Here is a 19,515-nt window from a genome sequence, read left to right on the forward strand (position 1 = left end):
GGCGAACCGCCGCTCAAAGTGGGGAATTACGTGGCGAGAACCCACCTAAAGTGAGGAATTCCGTGGCGGACGACACACGGTTGGACGCCTGTAGACGCCTTGTTGGATGCCCTGCGCAAAGAGTCTCCAGAGTGGTTCGACTTAGACCTATCCGACTTGCAGATGATGATTAATTCCGCAGCAAAACCTCGTCACGAGATTCGGGGCGAATTGATTCGTGCATTGTATGGACACAGCACGCCGGGAGCCTTTGCCGTGGTCGCCGCTATCCCGCCAGCCGAACTCTTCCACGGAACATCCCCGGAAAGTATCAGGTCCATCTTCACCGTTGGCCTCCTGCCGATGAAGAGACAATACGTGCACATGTCAGCAGATGCCGATACCGCAGTGCTAGTCATCGGAAGCCGTAAAAGCGAACATCCGGTGATTCTGACCATCGATACAGTTGCCGCTCTCGCTGCGGACACCACCTTCTACCGAGCAAGCAACATGGTTTGGCTTGCCAGCCACGTTCCTGCGGAATTCATTCGAATATCTCGGATGGATTGAAGAGGAACGATGGGTCTTGGGTCTTGGACGTCGTCAGCCAACAGCGCAACCGGCTCAGCAGAACGGACCTGGTGTCGAAATCGACCGTTTTTGCTACAACGGTCGTTTGCTTCGCAAGGAAGTGTGAATCGCGACGTTCAGTGGCCATCTTTCCGCAGTGCTAAATGGCCCCTCTGCCCCTGGAGGGTGGTCGTTGAGCATGAGGCGCCACGGAGGGGAGAATACCGATTATGTAGGGTGTTGCTTTACGCATTCCCATCTCTCCAAAGTCCGCTCATTTCCCAGATAACATTCGAAAACAAGGGATACCGTGCCCCTGCGGAGGATATTCACAATCTACAAGCGATTGCTTCCCCAAGGAGTCCTCCAACGAAGTAGAGCGCCACTTGGGCCAGCGTGACTTCCTCGGCGAATTAGGCCACCGCGCCCCAAGCGAGGGCAAACAAGACGTCCTCTGCGGCGAAGAGGGATGCCGTAGCTGGAAGTAGGACTCCTGCCGCAGCAAATATGCAGCCTAATGAAGGATCGTCAAGGCCAGTTGGGTCAGTGTTGTTGACTCGGCTGCAGCCCGCGTAGGCATAGCGGTTAGCGCTCTTACCCGAGGGGTCCGCCTGTGTGAAGCGGCCGATGGTTGCGTCGTAGTAGGGTGCTCCGAATTTGGTGTATCGGATCTAAATCCTTCCTGAAGATTTAGCCTTCCGATACCTGAAGAATGTTGTGATGGACAAAAGCAGACCAAATATCGTCAACATGAGACCGGCAAAAAACGCATCCTGGGACCTAATCAAAACGATAAACCCAGATATAGCGGCAACGAGCCCCAGAACTATTATGCTGACAAAATATCCTTTACTCATCGGTAAACCTCCACTCAATAATCAGTGTTTTAAATTATGCATATATTTCAGGAATCATTGAGTCATCACCCGCAAACACTGGCAAGACCAAAAAGCGATCCGAGGAAATATAGTGTTGACTCTACAAGGACCGTTTCTTCGGGGAAGAAGGCGATATCACCCAAGGCGAGGGCATTAAGTACACCCCGGAGGCCACTAGAACCGCCCCGCCCAGAGCGAGTACGCCCAAGGCCAGGAAGAAGCAGGTAGTCTGGTCGGCCAGTCCTATTGGATCGCTGGCATTGGCCGGTTGCAGCCAATGTAGGCGTATCGATGAAGGCTCTGGCCGCTGGGGTCCAGTTGCATGAAGCGGCCAATCGTTGCGTCGTGTTCCGCACTCCGAATTTGGCGTATCCGGTTACCGTATGTTTGTAGCCCCCGCCATACTGCCATGGTTTGGCAGCTGCCTACACGCCGGCGGCTACCGACACCCTAGGCGTCGCGCTGTATGTGGCAACTACCGCTTGACTGCTGTCGGTGAGCAGGACCGTTGAGCCTAGCCAAAAGCATCCGCAGGATCGGCGACCTCTTCGGTACCAATGCAAAGCGGGCAGAGCCCTATTTCATTTTCTTGTCTCTGCAATCCCGTAAGACCTTTCGCTGTATCCAAGCCAGCTTCCAAGTCCGGGATCACGTACCTTCTGACGAGAAGAATGCTGCACGGTGGCCGTCACCGGGTCCAGCGGTCAATCCGGCCTTGTATCGGGATCGGGCTTGTTCGGAAGGTTCGGATTGGGAGACGAATCATGGTCTGTGTCGTTCCGGCCAGAGATCAGTTTCTGGCGATGCTCCTCTGTCTTCGTGGACTCCCTCGATCCCCATCCGAATCCAAAGTAACCTCCCAGAATTGTGGCCATCACAAGGAACGCGGTGCCAGCGGCCGCGGCGCCCAAAAACCATCCCAGGATTAGTGCGATAGCTGCCGCGGTCAGTAGTGCAACGAGCACCTTGATTACATTTCTCATCCGCGTTCCAATCCAGTTTTACTGCAACCACGACCATACGTTGAGGATGTCTTCTTGAAACGCTCTAGAGGCGAAATAAAGGGCCGCCCAGTAGAAATTCACTTCATCAACATCCTGCTGGACATGCCAGCCCGTGCGGCGTCATTCCCTGTGCCGGTTTCGCGAGTCGTTCCTTTGCTGCCGCCATACCCTAGCCTTCCGTACAGTCAGCATCAAAGACGTCAGCCCAGATAGCAGTGACAAGATCCTAACGAGAACGTCGGAAACGACCGCCGCAACGACCAACACAACCACAGCGGCCGAGAAAAAAACAATGGTGAGGGCAGGAATAAGCCACCGAGGTGTACCTGGCGGTACCCGCCGACCATTCTCCCTGCTCGACTCCTCAGGCATCATCTTCCCGTCCGCACAAGATGCCAGCGCCCAACGAAGTCGTGCCGAAGCTGACTGCTACGGATGCCAACGTAGCTTCCCATTCAGCCGCTGCTGCGGCGATAATAACTCCCCCACAGGTACATATACCGGTTGGGGGTTCCGGTCTCCAGGGTTTTCCCTCAGCAAAGGAAATCTATGGTGCAGCGTCGTTGCTGCCTAGGGGCTTAGGGTCGTCGCGGTGGCTATCCTGGGAAATAAACGGGCCCGTGCCCGGGTTCGATACTGAGCAGCGACAGTTCCAGGATGTCTTCGAGGACGCTGGCGATCTCGGGCAGGCCGTCATCCCCGGTCGTTTTGGACTCGGTGCCCATGGCGGTGTTCCCCCGGCGGTTCGTGGCGGCTTTGGTCCTTCCACTGTAGCCGGGATCCTTGGCCGGGCTTGGCGCAGGTGGTGGGTCCGCGCAGCCCTCCCCGTCCAGGTGTTCTGCTCAGCGGGGGAAGTGGGGGTAGATGTAGCCCTCGGCCCAGTAGGGCGTGTAGTTGTAGTGACCATAGACCGCTTCCTGGTAAGCCTGGGTGCTGCTTAGTTCGGGGTCGTACTCGGGTGCCCCGGCCACGTGTTCGCGCGCAAGGTCCACGGTAACTTCCTCGGCGCTAATGCCTGTGACGGCATCCACAGGGATGAAAGAGTGCTCCTTGCCAATCCCGAGGAAACCCCCGGAGGCAACCAATAGGAAGCGCACCCTGTCGCCCTCGAGGTCGATCAGAAGATCATCGACCTTGCCGAGGTCTTCTCCGTCGCGGTCTTTCACCGCGAAACCACGAATGTCTTCCTCCCCCACCGCCACGGTCCTGTCCGTCTCGCTCAGTTTCACCAGCTGACGTGCTTCATTTGCAGTCATTGCAGTCCCTTCACTGTTCGTTTGCTGCTTCCTCAGCTGGCAAGACAGGAGGTGGTTTTTCCTCGGCGTAACCCATGCCGCCGGGCCTGCTGCCGTCGTGCCAGGCTCTGTTCAACCATCGTAGGAACCCGGCAGAAAGCAGGCAATGACCGGCCGACCAGGACCGGTACAAGCTCAAGTACCCAAACATCCAATGGAACCGTGGGGCCAATACTGGCGCATCGTGTCAGATGAAGAGCTGGCTACTATCCAGAAGCGCGAAGCGCTGCAGAACCAACGTAAGGAAGAGCTTCCCAAGCTTAGGAATGATTCAGGCCAAGGACACTCGCTGCGGGAACACCCTCACCTACGGCGTTAGTTTTGTTCTGGCTCCCCGTATCCGCGCAGTGGTGGATGGGGTGAACCGGGGGGCGCAAAGTAGGACGGCGTGCAAATCAGGAACTTCTGGAAACACGTGGCCGGCTTATCCGGCGCGGACCCCCGGTCATCAGGCGTAGGGAAGGGGCGCGGCCCTTCTCGATATGTGTGAAGGCATGGCCTCGGCGAGGTGGTCGTTGCCCGCGCGGATCGCCTCCAGCAGGCCGTGGTGCTCGTCGGACTGCTGGCGCTGGTCACGCGCGCTGGTCAGGTAGAACAGCCAGGTCATGCTGCCGCTGACCGCGCGCTTCCATGAGGTCAGAAGCGCGCTGCTTGCCACGTCGACGATGGCTTCATGCACCACCGTGGAGGTTTCTGCAACTTTCAGCCAGTCCTCACTGTCCGGCGCGGGGTGTTCTGCGTCGATCGCGTCGAGCAGCGGCTGCAACGAGGCGCCGCGGCCACAGCTTTCGCGGCCAGCCGAGCAGCGAGGGTTTCCAGGCTCAGCCTCACGTCGAACAGTTCGGTAACGTCGGCTGCGATCCACTGCATAACGCGGGAGGAGCGGCGCGGCAGGATGCGCACGAAGCCCTCGTTCTCGAGGTGCGTTAGGGCCTCCCGGATGGGTAGCCGTGACACGTTCAGCTCAGACGCCAGTGCGGCTTCCACCAGCCCGGAGCCCTGCGGGTAATGGCCGCGGATGATCTCTGCGCGGGCCGGCTCAGCGTCTTGGGGAGGAGCCGGGCGCGGCTGTCCACCTTGCTGATGGCCAGGCCTTGCCGGACGAGTGTTTCCACCAGCAATGTGGCGGCTGCGACGCCGTCGATCACCGGAACGGGAGCCGCCCGCAGACGTGTTCCTCCAATCCGGCCATCCCGGCACAACCGAGGCAGATGACCTCGGCGCCGCGGGCTCGAGCGCAATGAACAGGTATGCAACCAAAGACCTCAACGGAACCGGCGTACCCCGGCACCCCGCCCACTATCAGTCAGTTATGAAGCTGTTAGCCTGCCGGGCCGGTCCCTCCGCGACAGGACCGGCTTGGTTCCTCTCTGAGGAAAGAACTCCCGGCCATCCGCTCAGATGCACCAGCGGCAAAGTCATGTAACCCTCTGCCAGTCACACCATGAAGGTCTGACCGAAGAGATTTGGCCTCCCCTGACCCGGGGTGCCGTCAAAAGAATTCCAGAAGATTTACGCCAAGGTCATGCACGAGCCCTTGAAAGTCGCCATGAACAGGTATGAGCACAGGACCCCACGACCAGCAGCGCACAGCCTCACTCCCCTCGGGAACCTGGTCATACCGTTACAGCTGAATCAGTCCATGAATGAGTGAGAACCCAAAACGTCGCCAATTCAGGAAGGAAGCGCCGGCCCCGCGAACGGCCAACTACAACTAAACACCGCGACTGACACACCGTCAGCAACACGCTGGCAAGGGTGTGGACAGTGTCCACATGGCCAGAGGCCCAAAAACCGCGCCCAGCCTGAGGGAAAACGCGTGCCCGAGGTGGGACTCGAACCGCATTCCAGCCCCTGGAAACAAAGGGAACTCCAGAAAACATCCGCAATCCGGCCCAGTCCGGCCGATGTACGACCCAGTCCGAAGCGAATCCTGTTGACATTGTCAACGACGCCTTCCTGATAGATTTTGAACAGATTTCGGACAAAACAGAGCGACTGCGCTCCCCATTTCAAGGGGAGCGCAGTCGCTCTGTGTGCGGGTCAGTGGCCCCTAATGATTTGAGTTCAGGCCAGCCGGTTCTACCCGTATCTATTCGCAGCACATGTGTCAGCTCGATTTCAGTCATGGCAGATTGTCGGGACCGGGCAATGCAGCGGCCCCAAGGCACTCGAGCCGAATTCCGGCGTCGTTATGACGGATAACGGAAGCATGCCGGACTGGTGACGAAACAGTTCCCGGAAAGCGCCGAAAAGGCTGCAGAATCACGCCCTCGTGACCGCGAAGGGGACCGATTAACGGTTGGGCGCCGAAACGGCAACAGCCCTCCTTATTGGGCAGCCCGCGCTCCTAGGCTGGTGATACCACAAACACTTGAGGAGGTGGCACTCACACTCATGAAAAAGATTCATGCGTGGCTGGCCGCAATTCTGTTGGCCGCCGGACTGGGTCTCGTTACTCCGAGCATGGCCTCGGCAGCGCCGTATTGCGGGCAGGTCTGGGGGTCGCTGGCGAAAACAAGCGCAGCCATGTCCGCTGCCTCTGTCTTCAACGTCCGGACAGGGCAGCACACCTGCTTTGACCGGCTGGTGGTGGACATCAACGGACCGGCCGGGGGCTACAACGTCCAGTACGTTTCCGTCGTAACCGAGGATGCAAGCGGACGCCCGGTGCCGCTGCGGGGCGGGGCCTTCCTGCAGGTGGTAGTGCACGCGAACGACTACGACATCAACACCGGCTTGCCCACGTACAGCCCGTCCAACAAGAATGAGCTGGCCAATGTGTCCGGGTACCAGACCTTCAGGCAGGTGGCCTTTGCCGGCGGCTTCGAAGGCTACACCCGCCTCGGTCTGGGCGTCCGTGCACGGCTTCCGTTCAGGGTCTTCACACTGGCAGGCCCGGGTACGGGATCGCGCCTTGTCATCGACGTGGCCCACAGGTGGTGAGCCAATCTTGTCCGCACCTTCTTTCGTGAGGAGACCTAATGAACCGCCACAAGTTCGTGACCGCCGCTGCGGCCACGACGGCCCTAAGCGCGGCAATCGCGCTGATTGCCTGCTCGCCGCCCGCTCCGCAACCGTCGCCGAGCAGCTCCAGCAGTTCGCCAAGTTCGTCGGCCACCCCGACAAAACCAACGACCTCGCCGACCCCCTCGGCAGCCTCGAGTAGCCCCACCGCTACCCCAACACCCACTCAGACGCCACAGCCGATTACTCCGTGGTCTACCGCCGACTTTTCGTCGCCAGCCGCCATCACCGCTGGCAGCGCTAAGCTGACGCAACTGCGCGTGGGCGCCCATCCCGATGAGGGCTTTGACCGCATAGCGTTCTTGTTCGAGGGAATGGCGCCAGGCGTCACCGTGCACTATGTCGCCCAAGTGGTCGGGGGTGCCTCGGGTAAACCCATCAGTCTCACCGGCGGCGCCAACCTCCAAATCGTGTTCCATCCAGCCGCCGCCCACAATGACGCCGGCCAGCCCACCATCACGGTTCCCGCAGGTGTCCAAGTCACAGGCTATCCGGGGATCCAGTCCTACGTACTCAACGACGACTTCGAAGCCGTGCTATCGGTAGCTATCGGCCAAGCCACCAAGTCGGGCTTCCGGGTGGGACAGTACTACCAAAACGGCTTCTGTACGGTCTATGTAGACGTACCCCGGCCATGACACCGGTCATCATGACCAATAAAAGTCCCCGGCTGGCCTTTGGCTACCCGGGACAAGCTTCCTGCTAGAGTTCCGGCAGCTGAAAACACACACCGCATAAATGCGTACCCGTGATCACGCACCGATTCGGGCGTATGCTCATCCGGTCGAAAGCAGAATCACGCCCTCGCCGGGCTTATCGGGATGCCGCAGCTCGCCACACGGAAGACCAGGGCACAGGTGTCGGTACAAGTCATGTAGCCCGCCCCCCATAGCCACGGGGGCGATCAAGCCAAAGAGCGCCGTCGCGCTGGCCGCACTTCTCAATCTGGTGGGTGCTTTCTTTCCACGGAAGTTGCCAGGACCATCTCTGGCGGACTGATACGAGAAGGGTCCGGCGGTGTCCGGATCACCCCGGAAATCATCTTCGCCGGTCTCGTGGGCGCAATCATCTGGAACCTATTGACGTGGTTGCTCGGCCTTCCATCCACTTCGACCCATGCTTTGTTCCGGGTCTTATCGGAGCAGCCGTCGTGGGTATGGGCTTTGGCCTGTGGACTTCACCGTACTGAGTGCAACGTCGGTTTCCGGCAGCGGGCGGCCGCGTTCTGACAGCAGCGAGGTGACTTCCGCCGGCGTCGGCATGGCATCGCACAGGAAAGCCGCGAGGCGACAATCGCCCCTGCGGCATTCGCGTAGTCCAGGACGCGGGCCAGCGGCCAGCCGGACAGCAGGCCGTGAACAAATGCCCCACCGAACGAATCACCGGCACCCAGGCCATTCACCGTCTCCACGGGCACCGGGGCGGAGACAACGCGCTCGGCGCGGGTCTTGGCCATCACGCCTTCCGGACCCAGCTTGACCACCGCGATCTCGACGCCGGCAGCCAGCAGGCGGTCAGCCTGCTCATCCGGAGTGCCCTCGCCAACCGCCACGGCGCATTCCTTGTCATTGCCGATCGCCACCGTGACCTGCGGCAGAATCTTCGCAACCTCGGTCTGGGCCTCCTCCTCGGACGCCCAGAACATCGGCCGGTAATCCAGGTCAAGAATGGTGTACTGGCCTTCCTTCAAACCCGCGCGGGGGCGGGCCCCGTGAGCAGCAATGTGCGCGCTGCGGCTGGGCTCCTGACACAGGCCCGTCACCGTGGACCAGAAAATCTTCGCCTCCCGGATAGCATCCAAGTCCAGTTCCTCAGCCCTGATCTGCAGATCCGGAGCCGTGGGAAAACGGCCATAGAAATACAACGGGAAGTCGTGCGGGGGCTGGATGGCGCAGAAGGTGGCGGGCGTCTGGAGGCCTGGGACGGGGGTGACAAAACTGTCATCAACGTTGAACTTCTTCAACTCCCGGTGCAAGTAATTGCCAAAGGGATCGTCACCGGTCCGTGTGATGACACCGGTACGGCGGCCATGCCGCGCAGCGGCAACCGCCACGTTGGACGGCGAACCGCCCAAATACTTGCTGAAGGTCTGCACATCCTCCAGTCCCACCCCGATGTCGTTCGGGTAAATATCAACGTTGATGCGCCCGATCGTAAGCAACTCGTGGGTCACGATAATCATGCGCCTTTCCTCTGGCCTTGTGGCCAGGATCCGTAAAGTTAGATTGCTAGCTGCCGTGCCCCTTGTCCGGTCACAAAGCGAGCTGGAATGCCGTACCTCGGCGGCTATCGGATAAACGTTCCAGCCTGCCGCTGGCGGATGAGTATTCCTTTGCGTTCGAGGTAAGCCCAAGCGCTGCGCACGGTGCCGATGGTGACCTTCAGTTCTCGTGCCATTACCCGCTCAGGGAGCAGCCTGATCCCATGCCCGATCACACCGATTTCCAGGGCGTGTTCAAGGCTTTGCGCAAGTTGGTAGTACAGCGGTTCGGGGCCCTGGCGCTTGAGCTGCAGCAACTGTGAAAAGGGTGGCGGGGTGGTTCCCGATGGCCCCTCGGAGAGGCCATCGGGAACCGTGCGATGCTGGTCAGAGGGCATCGTTGGAACGTGACAGGCCAGCGTCGAAGCGCAGCGCATGGACTCCGCAGCCGCCAAGGTAGGACCGGGTGCGCTGGGCGATGGGGAACGGGGCATCCGGCGGGCAGGGGTACATGTCCTGCTCCACGATCCCGAAGATGTCCGCGCCGGTCCGTGCGACCGCTTCCAGCAGCGGCGGGAACTCCGGGACGCCAAGCGGTGGCTCGGTCATAGCGCCGAGCGTTACTGCCTCGCTGAACGGCAGCTTCTCCGCGTGGACCCGCGCGACAACGTCGGAGTTGACCTGCTTGAGGTGCAGGTAGCCGATGCGTTCCGGATGGCGGTTGATGATGGCAAGGTTGTCCCCGCCGCTGTAGGAGACATGGCCCGTGTCCAGGCAGAGGTTCACGAACTCCGGATCGGTGTCCTGAAGGAAGCGGGTGATGTCCTGTTCGGTTTCCACGTGACTGTCCGCGTGCGGGTGATACTGCAGCCGGACGCCGTACTGTTCGAACATCGCCTTGCCAAGACGGTCAACGCCGGTGGTCTTCGCCTGCCACTGCTCAGCTGTGAGTTCTCCCGGCTCGAGTTCGGCACCGGTGTAGAGGTCGCGCCACATTTCCGGGAGGACCACCACGTGCTTGCCGCCGAGCGCTGCGGTGAGGGCCGCGACGTCGGTCACCTGATCCCAAACAGCGTTCCAAGAGTCCGGCTGGTGAAGCCGCTCAGACACAGTGCCGGCCGAGAGGCGAAGACCCCTGGACTCGAGCTCGTCGCGGAGCTGCGCCGGATCGGTGGGCAGGTATCCATAGGGCCCAAGTTCAATCCATTCGTACCCGGCTTTGGCCACCTCATCGAGGAAGCGGGTGTACGGGACCTGGTTGGCATCGCTGGGGAACCAGACGCCCCAGGAATCGGGGGCTGTTCCGACGCGAATGGAAGCCATAGTCTTTGTCCTTATCTGGGTGGTGGTCAGGCTTGCTGGTGCGTGTTGATGTCGATGACCGCGTTCGATGCGGCCGAGTCCAGTGCCGCACCGACCACGCGCATCATTTTCACGGCGGTGTTGAAGTCGGTGTCCATGGGGCTGCCATCGCGGACGCAACGCAGGAATTCCTGGATCTCCGCGACGAAGGCCTCGGCGTAGCCGGTGCCGACGCCGGCGCCGGGCATGGCGGCGACGTCGTTGAAATACGGGTGCTCCGGCCCGGTGAAGATCCGGCGCGGTCCATTGGTGGCAGAGGTGGCGACGCCGTTCTGGAAAAGGTGGAACTCACCGGCGCTGATCGAGTCGAAGAGGGCGTGCCCCTCCGAACCGAAGGCCTCGACCCCAAGGGAGTTCGGAATTCCGCTGGAGATCCGGCTGAGCGTAATTTGGCCCACGGCGCCGCCGTCGAACTCCACCGTCAGCAGGGCGACGTCATCGTTCGTCACCGGTCCGCGCTCCTCGGTGGTCGCGGCGCCGTGCCCGATGGCACCAGCCGCTGGCTTTGGGCGTTCGGTGATGACGGTGCGAAGCGTGGAGTTCAGGACACGGGTGACGGGTCCGACGACGAACTGGGCGGCGTCGATCGCGTGGGCGCCGATGTCAAGCAGGGCGCCGCCGCCGGAGAGCTCCTGCGAATAGCGCCAGGACAGCGCGCCGGCCGGATCGGCCGCGTAGTCCGCGTTGTACCAGGCCCGGACGGTATGGACCTGGCCGATCGCGCCGCCCTGGACCGCCTGCGCGAGGGCCGCCAGTCCGGGCAGGCGTCGAAAGGAGAACCCGACGCCAGTCACCGCCGAAGACGCTTCAGCCAGCCCGGCCAGCCAGGCGGCTTCCTCCCGCGTGCGGCCGATGGGCTTCTCGGCGAAGAGGTGCTTCCCGGAAGCAATGACCTTGGGCAGGATCTGGGCATGCAGGTGGTTCGGCAGGGCGACGCTCACAGCGTCGATCTCGGGATTGGCCAGAAACGCGTCGATGTCGGCCACGGCGTTGGCGAAGCCGTATCGCTTGGCGACAGACTGCGCCAAACCCAGGTTCGGATCGGCGATGGTGTGCAACTGCACGTCGACATCGCCGAGGTCGCCGGCCATCATGGCGTTTCGGTAGCCGAAGGCGTGCGCCTGGCCGGCCATGCCTGCGCCGATGATGCCAATGCGGATGGTGGTGGTCATAGTGCTCTTTCTCTTTCTGGACGTGCTGGGATGAGGTGGCCGCGTTCAGCGGCCCCCGAACCCTGAGTGAGTGAAGCCGGGCCAGTGCCTCCGGCCGGACCGGTACGCGAGGCTAGCGGCCGATGGAGTGGAGTTCGTGCTGGAGGGCTTCGAGTTCCGCGCCCCCGGACATCTGCTGGGCAAGGTCCGCGATGGTGATCTGGGCCTTGGAGTAATCGCCGATTGTGCGGCCCCTCTGCAGGAGCACGAAGTGGTCGCTGACCGGGTAAGCGTGGTTGGGGTTGTGGGTGATGAAGATGACGCCCAGGCCGCGTTCGCGGGCCTGGATGATGTACTTCAGAACCACGCCGGACTGCCGGACGCCGAGCGCGGCAGTCGGCTCGTCGAGGATCAGCACGCGGGCGCCGAAGTACACGGCACGGGCGATCGCGACGCACTGGCGTTCGCCGCCGGACAGGGTGCCAACAGCTTGCTCGGGGTCGCGGATCTGGATGCCCATCTTTCCGAGTTCATCGACGACGATGTCCTTGCTCTTGTGCGGCGTGAGGAACCCGCTCTGCGTGGGCTCGGAGCCGAGGAAGAAGTTGCGCCAGATCGGCATGAGGGGAGCGAGGGCGAGGTCCTGGTACACGGTGGCGATGCCGCGCTGGAGGGCAGCGCGGGGTGAACTGAACCGCGTCGGCTCGCCGTCGACGAGGAACTCGCCCGAGTCCGGCGGGTGGACCCCGGAGAGCGTCTTGATAAAGGTGGACTTGCCTGCGCCGTTGTCGCCCAGCACGGCCGTCACCTCGCCCGCCTTGACCTTGCACGAGACGTCCTGGAGGGCGCGGACGTGGCCGAAGTTCTTGCTGATGTTGCGGACTTCGAGAATGGGGGTTGTCATGATCCCACCGCCTGAGACTTCTTCTTAAGGTAGAGGTTGATGAAGACCGCGATCAGGAGGATCGCGCCGAGGAAGAATTTAAACAGTTCGCTCGGGAATCCGGCCAGGGGCATGCCCTGCTGGACCATGCCGAAGATGAGCGCCCCGATCGAGGCTCCAAGGGCCGAGCCGGCGCCGCCGGTGAGGAGGCAGCCGCCGATCACCGCAGCGATGATGAAGTTGAACTCAGCGCCGATGCCCGTGGTGACGGTGGCCGACGCGTAGCGGATCACCGTGAGCTGCCCGACGAGCCAAGCGGCCGTCGCTGTTCCGACGAAGAGTCCAACACGGACCTTGGCAACGGGGACGCCGACGGCGAGAGCACCCACGGCGTTGCCGCCGACGGCGGCGATCCAGTTGCCGATCTTGGTGCGGGTGAGCAGGACGACGCCGACCGCCGTGAGCACGATCCACCAGATGAGGGATACCTGGAACCCGCCGACGGAAGAGCCGAAGAGGGCCTTGGCGCTGTCGAAGCCGGTGTATGAGGAGACCCCCGAGACCGTCACCTGGTGGGTCATGTTCGTTGTCACCGCGTAGTTCAGGCCCCACAGCATGAACATCGTGCCCAGCGTGATGATGAAGCTCGGGAGTTTCGTCTTGTGGACAAGGATCCCGTTCAGGAGCCCGATTGCGACGGCGAAGACGAGCGACGCGAGGATGCCGAACCAGACATTCGTGTTGAGCTGGGTCGTGACGAGTGCGGTGACGAGGCCGGTCGAGCCGGTCATGACGCCGGTCGAGAGGTCGAACTCGCCGCCGATCATGAGCAGCGCGACGGCGACGGCCATGATCCCGAGGGTCGCGGCCGGGTCGAGGAAGTTTCCGATGCCCGCCTGGCTCGCGAAAGGCGGTGCGATCACCGAGAAGCCGATGAAGACGATGATGGCAGCGGCTGCCGAACCGAATTCGGGCGACATGAAGATCCGGCGAATGCGCCCGACCTGGACGAGCCGGTCGTCAGCGCCGGCCGGCGCCGCGGCGTGGGCCAGTCCGGCCAGGGCCTTGTCCTTCTCGGGGGGCGTTTCGTTCGCTGTGTTGAGGTTTTGAGTCATGGTCATCGCGTTCCCTTGCTGACGAGATCGGCGACGGTGGAGACGTTGTCCTTCGTGATGAAGGCCGGCCCGGTCAGGACGGGCAGTCCGCCACCGACGGTGTTGAGGTTGTCGTGGTTCAGCACGAGGAAGGCGATCGGCAGGTAGCCCTGCAGGTACTGCTGCTGGTCCACGGTGAAAGCGATATCCCCCGCCTTGATGGCACTGAGCACGTCTTTGTCGATGTCGAAGCTTCCGAGCTTGGCCGTGCTTCCGGCGTCCTTCATGCCGGCGAGGGTCGCCGTGGCAACTGACGGGTTGAGGGCCAGGACGGAGTCGAAGGACTTGTCACCGAGCAGCTTTGACTTGACGGTCGCCTGGATGCCCTGCGGGTTGTTCAAGTCCACCTGGAGCTTTTCGATCTGGCCGCCGAACGCCTGCGCCGCACCCTGGCAGCGCTGCTCGAGGCCGATGTTGCCGGCCTCGTGGATGAGGCAGAGCAGCTTCTTTCCGCCGGCCGCGGCAAGCTTCTGCCCCGCGCCCTGTCCGGCGACAGTCTCGGTCTGGCCTACATGCTCGAGGGCGCCGAGCTTTGCCGAGACATCCACACCGGAGTTGATGCTGACCCACGGGATGTTCTTCGACTTGACGTCTCCCAGAGCGGACCCGAGCGCGTCAGGGTTAGCCAGGGAGACCACCATGCCGTTGGGGTTCTTCGCCAGTGCGGCCTCGATCAGCTGCGCCTGCTTGGCGCCCTCGCCGTCGCCGGTGATGCTCACGTTGACGCCGTACTGCGCCGCTGCGTCTTCGGCGCCCTTCTTGACGACGTTCCAGAAGGAACCGTCCGGATTGCCGTGGATGACGACGGCGAAGCTCAGGTCTCGCTTTGTTCCTGCGGCTGCCTGCGCCCCTCCAGTGTTGACGTCGTTCGCTTTCCCGCCGGTACCGCAGGCGCTGAGCGTCAGTGCGATCGCGGCAATTCCAGCGACCGTCAGGGATTTCCAACTCTTCATCGAGTTCCTCGTTTCATGGATGCCGCCGGAATCCGGCGGCGGGAAGGTTTGGGCGGATGCTCTCCCGCCCGGTGCGTCCAGGTTCGTTGCCCGTCCCGGCGATCATGTCGGGGAGCGTTCTTGAACCAGAATCTAAAGCGCTCTAGATGTGATTGTGCATACAATCTAAAGCGTTCTAGAATTACCTGTCAAGAGGGTGTTGAAGGCCAGGTTGCTGGAGGCGCGCAAACTGAGGAGTGATCTGATGAAAGTGACCATGGCAGACGTGGCCCGGGCCGCGGGGGTGTCGTCGGCCCTGGTCTCCCTGGCGTTCCGGGATGCCTACGGAGTCAGCAAGCCCACCCGGGAACGGATCCTGGCCACCGCCGAGAGCATGGGGTACCAGCCCAATCGGATGGCGTCCCGGCTTGCCAGCAAGGTGGATGACACTTTGGGCGTTTTCCTCCTGGACCTGCACAACGAGGTCTTTGCGGACATGTTCGATGGCATGCGGGACTCTGCCCATCAGAGCGGACGTGAACTCGTACTCACTGTCGGTTCCATCAGCGGTGACCTGGATCGGCCCGCCCTGGACTCCCTTGTCCGTGCCAGGGTAGACGTGGCGATTGCGGCTGGCTTGCTGCTTTCAGATGCCGAACTCCAAGCATTCCGAGGCAGGCTGCGGCTGGTGAGTGTTGCCCGTGTTGTGCCCGGCTTCGATGCCGTCGCCTCGGACAATGTGCTCGGGGCAACCATGGCCGTGGAACACTTGCTGGAACTGGGCCACCGGCGGATCGTCCATCTCGCTTCACCCCCGACTGACGGGTACCTGGGCAGGCGGGAAGGCTATACGGCGTCGATGGCACGGGCGGGGCTCACCCCCCATTTGGTCACGTGCGGGTATTCGCGGCAGGAAGCCTCCGACCTTGCAGGACCGCTCCTCGATGCCCCGGACCGGCCAACTGCAATCTTCACGCACAACGACCAGACCGCGCTCGGAGTCCTCGATGCCGTCCATGCCAGAGGTCTGAGAGTTCCCGAGGACATTACAGTCGTGGGGTACGACAACACCTCCGCGAGCAAGCTACCCGGAGTGGACCTCACTACTGTCGACCTGCATCCTGTTGACCTCGGCCGGCGAGCTGCCGAAATAGCGGTTCTTCGCTCCAATAACCCTGCCTTGGAGCCCATGGTCGAGGTCCTTTCTCCCTCGTTGCTCGTGCGAGCATCTTCCGCACCACCGCTGCCATGACCATGAATCGCGTAGCGGCTATCCGCCGAAGATCTTCGTCAGCGCTCCGCTGATGAAGCCCTGGCCCGGAGGAAGTCCTGAAGCTCACGCAGGCTGCACCGAGAGTAATGGGGCCCTCCGGAATCGGCGGAGCCGCAGGAAAATGCATGACCATCTGTCAAGGCCATCCGGGCAGCAGCTGCCGAGCACGGAGTCACTGTCTGGCCACAAGATGGGCAGCGATGAGTTCGGCACTGGGATGCAGGGACACACCCCCGGCGGCCACGCCCACCACCAGATCGAAAGCCTCGTCGGTGCTGAAGTCGTGCCGATAGCCGTTGATCCACAGCAGCAGCACCATCAGCGTCCACGCCGTCCGCTTGTTCCCGTCCACTAGAGATGGAACCTGGCCACCGATTCCAACAACGCTGCCGCCTTCAACGGCAACTCCGGGTACGCCTCAGACCCCATCACCGTCGTCGCCGGCCGGGCCAACGCCGAAGACAGCAACCCCACATCCCGGATATGAAACCTGTACCGGTCAACAACCTGCAGGGCATCCTCAATGTCCAGATAGGACGTCACGCGTCCTCAAGGCGCTTGAGCAGCTCCGCGTCATGGCTCATCACAAACTCCAAACTCTCGCTGATCTCACGCCGACGCCCATACCGCTGCAACACCAACTCCGCACCCTGCAACAACAGAGCCGACTTCGACGTGTGCTCCTCGGCAGCCAACTGCTCCAAACGGCGATCAAGATCCTCGGGAACACGCAAATTCATGGCCATAAAATGATGGTACCAAAGCAGTACCAGACCGGCTCCTGCTCACAAGACTGCAAAGGCAGTGCGGTGGGGGTACGCGCTTCGACAGCAGACGGGGGCACGCTCGTATTCGAGGATGAAACAGGAAGTCACGGCTGGTTATCGTTCGGATTGCTCCATGATCGCTGGGCGGACCCTCCGCGCAACCAGGGCGCTGCCGCGCCGGTACCAATCCAAAACTCTTGCTCGGCGCTCCTTCGTCACTTTCTCCCTCGCAAACTTTTGGATTGTCCCCGGTACCCCAAGTTGCACTCCAGGCCCGGACCCCAGCGCATTGATCCTCTATCCGAACAACGTCCAAGACCAACGACGGCTCCGAGCCGCACCGACGTGAGGCTCCATTTGGCATGAGTTCCTTGAGGAGCGGGCAGCGCCATACCTACGCCCTCGAGGGCCGCGGGGCACCAGCCCGAACGCCAGACGCCCAAGCCGGGCGCCTTGATTCCTACGCTCAATTGAAGCTGGTGAGGTAAGCCTTGCCGTCATGGTTCCGGGCAAGTTTCGCCAGGTCTTGCAGGACCTGCTGTTGGCGCTGTTGCCTGCCGTCGGGGTCCCGGTCGTCTACGTGCTCTGTCCGTAGGTCCTTCTTTCTCGGGTGCCTGTGCAAGGCAGGTTCGGAGGCACCTGCCGCGGCATCCATTGCTTTCAGCGGGTCGTGAAAGAGCGGGAGCGCCGAACGGCGTCTAGACCTATTTGGTATGTCCAACGTCTTCTTTCGCTTGCCCTAGTCCTTCAGCGGCTCGAAGGCTGTTTCCCGAGTCGTTGCAAGGCCTATGGCACCGATGACAGCCACCATTGCGGTGCAGATGGCAATGGGTAGCCAGGTTCCCAGGCTGCTGAGCATGGCGAAAGCTATGAGGGGTGTGAGGCCGGAGATTGCTCCGGCGAGCTGGTATCCGGCGGAAATTCCGCTGTAGCGGACATCTGCGGTGAAGAGCTCAGCCTGGAAGGCTGCCTGCGGGCCCCAGGTGGCGGCTACGAAGAATAGTAGGCCGGTGACCGCCAGCAGCAGGCGTGGAAAGCTCCCGTCATTCAAGATTGTGAAATAGACGAATCCCCACACGGCGCAGCCAATGGCTCCGAACGCAATCACTGGGCGTCGACCGATTCTGTCCGACAGATAGGCGAAGGAAACCGACAGGGCAATGTACAGCAGCTGTGCGACGCTGATGGCGGCGAGGACCGTGGAGGCTTGATAACCAGCGTGCTGTGTGGCGTATGGGGTGATGAAGACCAAGCCGATTTGGTAGAACACGAGAGTCGTCAATGGGACGGCAAAGGCGGTGATCAGGGCCCGCCATTGTTTTCGGATAAGGGAGAGTAGCGGGACTTTGTGGATGGACTGCTTCTTCTTTTCCTGCCCTGAATCCTTGAGTCTGGCGAATTCCGGCGTGTCCTGAATTTGTTTGCGAATGAAAGAGCCGACGAGTAGTAGGACGGCGCTGATCAGGAACGGGATTCGCCAGCCCCAGGTTTCAAACTGCTCTTTCGTTGTGACGGCAGTAAGGAAAGACAGGAGGGCTGAGGCCAGGAGGAATCCCATCGAGGCTCCCACATTGGCCCACGAGGAATAGAAGCCGCGGCGGTTCGATTTTGCCGAATGTTCAATGATCAGGAGGGCGGCTCCACCGTATTCGCCGCCAACAGCGACACCCTGGACTACCCGAAGCAGGACCAGGGCGATAGTAGCGCCAACCCCGGCCGCACTGTAGCTCGGCAGTAGGCCAAGGGTGACGGTGCTCAGCCCCATGAGCCAGATGGTGATCATCAGCATGGACTTGCGTCCGAGTTTGTCGCCGAAGTGTCCGAATATGAGGCCGCCAAGGGGTCTTGCGAAGTAGCCGACCGCGAGGGTGCTGAATCCGAGCAATATCTCGGCCACCGGATCAGTGGGGCTGAAAAAGAGTCGTCCCAGGATAAGGCCCGATAGGGATGCGAAGACGAAGAAGTCAAACCATTCGAGGACTGCACCGATGGTGCTTGAGATGACAATCTTCCGAAGAGACGCCGCTGTGGGAGTGTTCTTGGCCGTCAGTAGATCGTTGTCAGTCGTCATGCTTGCTCATTTCTGACTCAATACGTGCAGAGGCTGTGGAGTAGTGGAGGATGCGTGCCGACTGGGTTTGTCGGCACGCATCGTGAATGGGGTATTAGCCCTTTGCCGGAGTCGCGGCGGAGGCGTCGATATTGAACTCCTTCAAAATCTCTGCCAGTTTCCCGCTGTCACGCAGTTTCGAGATGTGGTTGTTCAGGGCTGCGGTGAGTTCATCGTTGCCTTTGGTTGTCGGGAAACTCGTAACAGCAGCGTTTTGCGTGGCCTTGATGATGGGTGTGGGAACAGCTTTGACATAGCTGAGCTCCGAACCGGATTTGAGCCGGTAGGCTGCTTCGTTCACGGCCATGAGGGCGACGTCGATGCGGCCGCTGACGAGGTCCTGGTAGACGGCGTCGGGTGACTGGTAAAGCTTCGCGTTATCCCCGGCGAACTTCACCAGATCATCAACCCAGTTGTAGCCCTGGGTTGTGCCGATCTTTTTTCCCGCGTAGTCCTCGATCTTGGTGGAGGGGTTCTTGCCTACAAGGACGACGGGGTCGCCATAGATGGGGTCGGTGAGGTTGACGACCTTGGCACGTTCCGCCGTCGGATACCAGCCGCCGGCCCCCAGGTCTGCCTGTCCGCCCTTGACTGATTCGATGACGCCCGCGGCGGGCAGGACTCTGACATCTGTAGTGAGGCAGTTGGCGCTGGCGAAGGATTCGATAATCTTGCCATCGACGCCATCCAGGTTGCTCTGGTACATGAACAGCGGCGGGTAGTCGGGGCCGACGATGGTGAGGGTCTTGTCGCGCATGGTCTTAAACTGGGATTCGGGTGTGCAGTTTCCGGCGGCGCCGGATGCTCCGGAGCCGCATGCGGAAAGGAGGGCGGCTGCCGCGGAGAGAACAACGCTGACAGCTACTGTGCGAACGGTGGGCTTCAAGGGTATTCCTTAGATTGTTGTTGGGATGCTGGGTTTTGGTGGGT

21 protein-coding genes and 2 pseudogenes are annotated in these 19,515 nt (G+C 61.4%); 5 read left to right on the forward strand and 18 right to left on the reverse strand.

The genetic code is table 11. The features are described 5' to 3' along the window. Positions 1 to 57: 57 nt before the first annotated feature. On the forward strand, positions 58 to 549 hold the full coding sequence (locus LD110_RS18455) for an RNA 2'-phosphotransferase (protein ID WP_225501048.1): 492 nt from the start codon (positions 58 to 60) through the stop codon (positions 547 to 549). Positions 550 to 962: 413 nt separating this feature from the next. On the opposite strand, the gene LD110_RS18460 is transcribed toward LD110_RS18455, so the two are convergent. From LD110_RS18460 to LD110_RS23955, 6 genes are all read right to left on the reverse strand, one after another. After that, positions 963 to 1,220, reverse strand: a complete 258-nt coding sequence (locus LD110_RS18460) for an RHS repeat-associated core domain-containing protein (RefSeq protein WP_225501051.1) — start codon at positions 1,218 to 1,220, stop codon at positions 963 to 965. A 1,807-nt stretch (positions 1,221 to 3,027) separates the two neighbouring features. Continuing rightward, positions 3,028 to 3,156 (reverse strand): hypothetical protein, encoded by a 129-nt coding sequence (locus LD110_RS23735; protein ID WP_263855351.1) that lies wholly within the window; start codon positions 3,154 to 3,156, stop codon positions 3,028 to 3,030. A 117-nt stretch (positions 3,157 to 3,273) separates the two neighbouring features. Then, complete coding sequence (locus LD110_RS18465; protein ID WP_225500908.1) at positions 3,274 to 3,687, reverse strand: PRC-barrel domain-containing protein; 414 nt, start codon at positions 3,685 to 3,687, stop codon at positions 3,274 to 3,276. Between the two features lie 487 nt (positions 3,688 to 4,174). Beyond that, positions 4,175 to 4,492, reverse strand: a complete 318-nt coding sequence (locus LD110_RS18470; RefSeq protein ID WP_225500910.1) for an FCD domain-containing protein — start codon at positions 4,490 to 4,492, stop codon at positions 4,175 to 4,177. Next, positions 4,429 to 4,713, reverse strand: coding sequence for a GntR family transcriptional regulator (locus tag LD110_RS23950; protein WP_308012459.1), 285 nt, complete (start codon positions 4,711 to 4,713; stop codon positions 4,429 to 4,431). The genes LD110_RS18470 and LD110_RS23950 overlap by 64 nt, the downstream gene beginning before the upstream one ends. Next, positions 4,686 to 4,874, reverse strand: coding sequence for a hypothetical protein (locus tag LD110_RS23955; protein WP_225501060.1), 189 nt, complete (start codon positions 4,872 to 4,874; stop codon positions 4,686 to 4,688). Before LD110_RS23955 ends, LD110_RS23950 begins: the two co-directional genes overlap by 28 nt. A 1,249-nt stretch (positions 4,875 to 6,123) precedes the next feature. Here LD110_RS23955 and LD110_RS18485 point away from each other — a divergent pair. The 3 genes and pseudogenes from LD110_RS18485 to LD110_RS18495 all read left to right on the forward strand — a co-directional run. Continuing rightward, a complete protein-coding gene (locus LD110_RS18485) occupies positions 6,124 to 6,672 on the forward strand; it encodes a hypothetical protein (protein ID WP_225501055.1) in 549 nt (182 codons plus the stop codon). A gap of 38 nt (positions 6,673 to 6,710) precedes the next feature. Continuing rightward, complete coding sequence (locus LD110_RS18490) at positions 6,711 to 7,391, forward strand: hypothetical protein (RefSeq protein ID WP_225500912.1); 681 nt, start codon at positions 6,711 to 6,713, stop codon at positions 7,389 to 7,391. Positions 7,392 to 7,638: 247 nt separating this feature from the next. After that, positions 7,639 to 7,918 (forward strand): annotated as a pseudogene (locus LD110_RS18495) (inorganic phosphate transporter); the annotation flags it as partial. Here the strand turns inward: LD110_RS18495 and iolC are convergent. The 7 genes and pseudogenes from iolC to LD110_RS18530 all read right to left on the reverse strand — a co-directional run bounded on the left by iolC (position 7,887) and on the right by LD110_RS18530 (position 14,456). Continuing rightward, positions 7,887 to 8,926, reverse strand: a pseudogene (gene iolC, locus LD110_RS18500) (5-dehydro-2-deoxygluconokinase). The pseudogenes LD110_RS18495 and iolC sit on opposite strands and share 32 nt — an antisense overlap. A 113-nt stretch (positions 8,927 to 9,039) precedes the next feature. Then, positions 9,040 to 9,351 (reverse strand): GntR family transcriptional regulator, encoded by a 312-nt coding sequence (locus LD110_RS18505; protein ID WP_225500913.1) that lies wholly within the window; start codon positions 9,349 to 9,351, stop codon positions 9,040 to 9,042. Beyond that, positions 9,341 to 10,276: a sugar phosphate isomerase/epimerase gene (locus LD110_RS18510; protein WP_225500915.1), complete on the reverse strand. Its 936-nt coding sequence runs from the start codon at positions 10,274 to 10,276 to the stop codon at positions 9,341 to 9,343. Before LD110_RS18510 ends, LD110_RS18505 begins: the two co-directional genes overlap by 11 nt. A gap of 26 nt (positions 10,277 to 10,302) precedes the next feature. Beyond that, positions 10,303 to 11,487 (reverse strand): Gfo/Idh/MocA family protein, encoded by a 1,185-nt coding sequence (locus tag LD110_RS18515; RefSeq protein ID WP_225500918.1) that lies wholly within the window; start codon positions 11,485 to 11,487, stop codon positions 10,303 to 10,305. A 112-nt stretch (positions 11,488 to 11,599) separates the two neighbouring features. Further along, positions 11,600 to 12,370: an ATP-binding cassette domain-containing protein gene (locus tag LD110_RS18520; protein ID WP_225500919.1), complete on the reverse strand. Its 771-nt coding sequence runs from the start codon at positions 12,368 to 12,370 to the stop codon at positions 11,600 to 11,602. Continuing rightward, positions 12,367 to 13,470: an ABC transporter permease gene (locus tag LD110_RS18525; RefSeq protein WP_225500921.1), complete on the reverse strand. Its 1,104-nt coding sequence runs from the start codon at positions 13,468 to 13,470 to the stop codon at positions 12,367 to 12,369. The genes LD110_RS18520 and LD110_RS18525 overlap by 4 nt, the downstream gene beginning before the upstream one ends. Then, on the reverse strand, positions 13,467 to 14,456 hold the full coding sequence (locus LD110_RS18530) for a sugar ABC transporter substrate-binding protein (protein WP_225500923.1): 990 nt from the start codon (positions 14,454 to 14,456) through the stop codon (positions 13,467 to 13,469). Before LD110_RS18530 ends, LD110_RS18525 begins: the two co-directional genes overlap by 4 nt. A 244-nt stretch (positions 14,457 to 14,700) precedes the next feature. Between LD110_RS18530 and LD110_RS18535 the strand changes: the two genes are divergently transcribed. Next, positions 14,701 to 15,687: a LacI family DNA-binding transcriptional regulator gene (locus LD110_RS18535; protein ID WP_225500925.1), complete on the forward strand. Its 987-nt coding sequence runs from the start codon at positions 14,701 to 14,703 to the stop codon at positions 15,685 to 15,687. A gap of 193 nt (positions 15,688 to 15,880) precedes the next feature. On the opposite strand, the gene LD110_RS18540 is transcribed toward LD110_RS18535, so the two are convergent. The 5 genes from LD110_RS18540 to LD110_RS18560 form a co-directional block, all read right to left on the reverse strand. After that, a complete protein-coding gene (locus LD110_RS18540; protein ID WP_225500927.1) occupies positions 15,881 to 16,060 on the reverse strand; it encodes a hypothetical protein in 180 nt (59 codons plus the stop codon). Continuing rightward, on the reverse strand, positions 16,060 to 16,251 hold the full coding sequence (locus tag LD110_RS18545; protein ID WP_225500929.1) for a hypothetical protein: 192 nt from the start codon (positions 16,249 to 16,251) through the stop codon (positions 16,060 to 16,062). The genes LD110_RS18540 and LD110_RS18545 overlap by 1 nt, the downstream gene beginning before the upstream one ends. Beyond that, on the reverse strand, positions 16,248 to 16,454 hold the full coding sequence (locus LD110_RS18550; protein WP_225500931.1) for a ribbon-helix-helix protein, CopG family: 207 nt from the start codon (positions 16,452 to 16,454) through the stop codon (positions 16,248 to 16,250). The genes LD110_RS18545 and LD110_RS18550 overlap by 4 nt, the downstream gene beginning before the upstream one ends. A 760-nt stretch (positions 16,455 to 17,214) precedes the next feature. Then, a complete protein-coding gene (locus LD110_RS18555; RefSeq protein WP_225500933.1) occupies positions 17,215 to 18,546 on the reverse strand; it encodes an MFS transporter in 1,332 nt (443 codons plus the stop codon). A 94-nt stretch (positions 18,547 to 18,640) separates the two neighbouring features. Continuing rightward, positions 18,641 to 19,471 carry an ABC transporter substrate-binding protein gene (locus LD110_RS18560; RefSeq protein ID WP_225500935.1) on the reverse strand — a complete coding sequence of 277 codons (831 nt, stop codon included), beginning with the start codon at positions 19,469 to 19,471 and terminating at the stop codon, positions 18,641 to 18,643. Positions 19,472 to 19,515: the final 44 nt, after the last annotated feature.

The sequence above is a fragment of the Arthrobacter sp. M4 genome (assembly GCF_020251205.1).
Lineage (GTDB): Bacteria > Actinomycetota > Actinomycetes > Actinomycetales > Micrococcaceae > Arthrobacter.

Coding starts and splice junctions, on each gene's coding strand:
- LD110_RS18510 (WP_225500915.1), bottom strand. CDS start 10,276: ATGGCTTCCATTCGCGTCGGAACAGCCCCCGATTCCTGGGGCGTCTGG.
- LD110_RS18520 (WP_225500919.1), bottom strand. CDS start 12,370: ATGACAACCCCCATTCTCGAAGTCCGCAACATCAGCAAGAACTTCGGC.
- LD110_RS18490 (WP_225500912.1), top strand. CDS start 6,711: ATGAACCGCCACAAGTTCGTGACCGCCGCTGCGGCCACGACGGCCCTA.
- LD110_RS18530 (WP_225500923.1), bottom strand. CDS start 14,456: ATGAAGAGTTGGAAATCCCTGACGGTCGCTGGAATTGCCGCGATCGCA.
- LD110_RS18485 (WP_225501055.1), top strand. CDS start 6,124: ATGAAAAAGATTCATGCGTGGCTGGCCGCAATTCTGTTGGCCGCCGGA.
- LD110_RS18535 (WP_225500925.1), top strand. CDS start 14,701: ATGAAAGTGACCATGGCAGACGTGGCCCGGGCCGCGGGGGTGTCGTCG.
- LD110_RS23735 (WP_263855351.1), bottom strand. CDS start 3,156: ATGGGCACCGAGTCCAAAACGACCGGGGATGACGGCCTGCCCGAGATC.
- LD110_RS18525 (WP_225500921.1), bottom strand. CDS start 13,470: ATGACCATGACTCAAAACCTCAACACAGCGAACGAAACGCCCCCCGAG.
- LD110_RS18550 (WP_225500931.1), bottom strand. CDS start 16,454: ATGGCCATGAATTTGCGTGTTCCCGAGGATCTTGATCGCCGTTTGGAG.
- LD110_RS18515 (WP_225500918.1), bottom strand. CDS start 11,487: ATGACCACCACCATCCGCATTGGCATCATCGGCGCAGGCATGGCCGGC.
- LD110_RS18505 (WP_225500913.1), bottom strand. CDS start 9,351: ATGCCCTCTGACCAGCATCGCACGGTTCCCGATGGCCTCTCCGAGGGG.
- LD110_RS18555 (WP_225500933.1), bottom strand. CDS start 18,546: ATGACGACTGACAACGATCTACTGACGGCCAAGAACACTCCCACAGCG.
- LD110_RS18465 (WP_225500908.1), bottom strand. CDS start 3,687: ATGACTGCAAATGAAGCACGTCAGCTGGTGAAACTGAGCGAGACGGAC.